We start from the raw sequence: 3577 nt of genomic DNA, 5'->3' as shown, positions 1-3577 counted from the left end.
GACGTCGTCCAAAATGCGCCTTTTGTTCTGAGCTGATATGGATATTATCAAACAGTTGACTGAGGCTGGTCTGTTCATTGACCTGAATCACCAGAGGTGCCTGTTGCCGGTTTATCCAATGACTGGCCTGGACAGGTTGTTTATAAATGACGGCATTAAAGGCCGGATGATCTCTCACTGAGTGCTCATCGTTTTCTGCCAATTCCAGGGCTTTCGGTTGCCGTTTGATCTGAGCCACCTGCAGTCCGGGCTTCAGACCTGTCGTTTCGCTTATCGTCTGCAGTGAACCCAGTAAACGAAACCAGAGTGTTTCTGTGAGGGGAGACGTGACGGTGATTACACCACCCGCTCGAACTTGTTCCAACAGACGAGTATTGGGGACTGCGTAGCCTTCCGGGGTAATGGCAATCGAGCTCAGCCATTCCCTGATATTACTTTTGTTAATGATGATCGGGTCTCTCGGCGCCTTCAGGGAAAGTCCTTTATCCAGTTTTTTCTCAAGTCCTTCTTCATTCGAGTGGGATAGAGAGCGGGGCAGAGAGCGAAAGAGGGTTTGGAACAGTGAATGAAGCTCGTCCTTCCCTACCGGCATTTGATAAAACTGAATATCGTCGGGTAACTGACAGATCTTGCCATTGCTCTCATAGCTCTTTTGAGCCAACATTTGTCGAACTGTCTGTTCAAAGGCCAGATCCTGCCAGTCGGCCCCTTTCAGAATCACCCGTTGTCCAGCCCTTAACGACTCAAGCCTGCCGGGGATATGCTGGATTCGCCCCTGTTGATCGACTCCGGGGCCACCCAGCAGCAATTGTCGCCAGTGACTGTGCAAGTGACAGTCAATAAGAACGGTATTGTCGTTATCCATAGCACTTTCAGCGCTGGGACATTCAGCTAATACCGGAGGAACGTCGTTGATCTCCATCGCTTGGTCATTGCCGGACTGTGCATCAAACTGCCAGGTATTTCCCGGGCGATTAATTCGCCGCCAGAAATCAGCGCCCGGAGTAGCGTTTCCCAGCGCGTGATCACTCTGGCCAACCGATGCCAACTGCGCAAGATCTGCCAGAACCAGCAGGGCAACATGCTTTCCCAGGGGGCGTTTCTTCTGACTGACTTTGTCGTACAGACAGGGGTTATCCGGGTCCAGTAAATCGTTAAACTTTGGCAGCTCCTCACTGCTGAGCTTGCGGATATCCATCACCAGAGTGAGTGGCTTTGGACTTTCAAACAGCTTGCCTGAACGCAGAACGTGGCGACCGTCGTCCGAAATGCTCAACCGGCTCACCAGATTAGCCTGTGAGAGGTCATCGGGATGGGAAATAAGAGCGACATCCCGATGTTCATCGCCGGTCTCGGCCACTAAAAGCTGCCGAACCTCATCATCATTGGCGACAAAACGGAAATCGAAGGAATGAGAGGCGCTTCGGAGCGGGGAATCTGTTGAGGATACAGTTCTCACTTTGTCAGGCAACGTCACCGGAGGTGACGATCTATTGAGTTCGGGAGTTACCTCAGAGCAGGTGGCAACAATCTCTGACGATAACGCCAGCCTTGCTCTCTTGGCTGGCACGGCAATGTTAAGAACAGAGTTGTTTATTTGCTCACCAATCTGACCATCCATAGTCGATCTCCCATCCTGTCATCCGAAGAACTGTATTGAAATTCCTTTGTTGTTCGACCTTCAGGCAGGATGAAAGTTCCGTCTGGATTGTTAGCCGTAACTATTGAAGGAAGTCACAGATTCTGAATCACTCATCATGAGCAGACTTCAATGACACATCCAACGAGTCACAAATCGAATTCAAATTCATGGTGCTGAAAAACTCGCCGGTAATTATTTTCAGCTCATCGCCTCTGAGCACCACAGCGTTACTGGCGTTGAGTACATGCTTTAAGTAGGTATCCTTAATGGATAGACTAAACGAGGTGCTATGAATATTAGACATCATGGCATACAACTCTTCTGGTGAAGATGGATCATGAGCGCCATAGCTGTCACACCCGTTAGACGTGAAGAAAGCACGGACCCAACAATAGGTTAAGCTACCGCCTTTCGAGTGTGTCACTCCATACAGGTAGTGACTGAGGGCTTGCTCAATCGCTTGTCTGCATTTGTGTTTTAAATCATCCAGAAGTTCTTTTTCCTCCGATGACAACCAAAGGGGTTCGAGAATGAGGTCATAACGTAGTTCGATATCGGTCTTTTTTTTCTGATATTCTTCATTTTGAGCTTTACATCGCTGATCTTTTGACAGTCGCACCCGTTCTATATAGTCCATATCATCCACATCGCTAGCGCTGAGACTTTCCAATGCCTTCATTTCATGCTGGTATCGTGCTTCCGCCACCTGAAGTTGATTGAGTTTTTCCAGTATCAGCTTCAGTTCCGGGCTCTTTTCAGCTTTTCGTTGAATCAGGGCTTCGACTTTTTCATCAAGCACTGGTCTGTCAAATTTATACTCCAGGATAATCACCGGGCGGTGGTTCGCTTTACCCGAGTTTAATTGTTGAAATGCAGGATGGTGCAGTAGCATTCGTTCTACATTCGGAATTCCCTCGGGTACGTCTGTCCAGGCGGCCCGTAACGATGAGTGGGTTATTTTTTCTTCAAGGGATCGCGAAAACCCATCATGACAATGAGTGATGAAAAAGGCATTACCTTCTTTTTCCCGGAAGCTTTTATAGTCCAACCGCCATACCTGACTATTTTTTTCCCTTGACAATAATTCCCGGTACCACTTTTTCAGGCTATGTGCGGCTATAACTTTCAGTTCATCGACACCTTCCAGAAGCACCAATAGTTCGTGATATAGATGGACCTTCTTAATATCGCTTTTATCGTTTGGCAGTGGGTCCAGCCAACCCGATAACAGGGCTTCACGGGCAAAGTGAATAACCGAAGGGTTGGCTAAGTCGCTGTTGCTCAGTATATCCACTATAGAATTCGACCATTCTTTGGAGCATGCTCCGGCCTGAACAACCATTTTTGAATGAAGTGACTTGAGTAGCTCAGCGATCTTACAGCCATCATTGTCGGGCAGTATTGCACTTACTGCCTCTGACATTGGGCTATATTGACTCAAATTGTCAAAAGCCATTTCACCAATCAACTTCCGTTCGTAGAAGCCCAATGATTTTGTCTCCTGCGACACCAATACTGAGACGCCCATGGAAAAACTGGTTAAATCTTTTTTCTCCCAAAGGTTCTTTACTATTTCTAAAGCACTTAGATTGGTTTTTGTTAATGCACTCTTTGTCACATGGGCTTTGTCCAGTTTCTCAAAGCTTATGCCGCAGGCTTCAGCCAGAGTTTGCTGTTGCGCTAAACCAACCCCTTTCATGAGATCATGAATCTTCTCTGATGCAGTGCTGAAACTACTGACTTTCTTGTTGGGCTGGAAGTCAGACAGGATTTTTGTCCTCTCGACAGGTGCCCCGCCCAAATCCACTGACTTCCAGGTTTGGCCTTCATCCACGGAATATTCAGCAAAGCCGTGGATGAGGCTACTTATTTTCCGACAAGGAATCCCGAAATAACGACAAAAAGCAATAAAAACAGGCACACGATGACGACAGC

2 protein-coding genes are annotated in these 3577 nt (G+C 47.6%); both read right to left on the bottom strand.

The features are described from left to right. Positions 1-1621: hypothetical protein (locus KDK19_RS14990; RefSeq protein WP_257292265.1), on the bottom strand; the 1621-nt coding region annotated here is incomplete at its 3' end. Between the two features lie 127 nt (positions 1622-1748). After that, positions 1749-3577 (bottom strand): hypothetical protein (locus KDK19_RS14985; RefSeq protein ID WP_257287629.1); only part of this gene is annotated, 1829 nt, incomplete at its 5' end.

Source organism: Endozoicomonas sp. ONNA1, from assembly GCF_024606325.1.
Classification (GTDB): Bacteria; Pseudomonadota; Gammaproteobacteria; order Pseudomonadales; family Endozoicomonadaceae; genus Endozoicomonas_A.
Note: the sequence above shows the minus strand (reverse complement) of the source record. Positions and strands in the feature narration are given on the sequence as shown.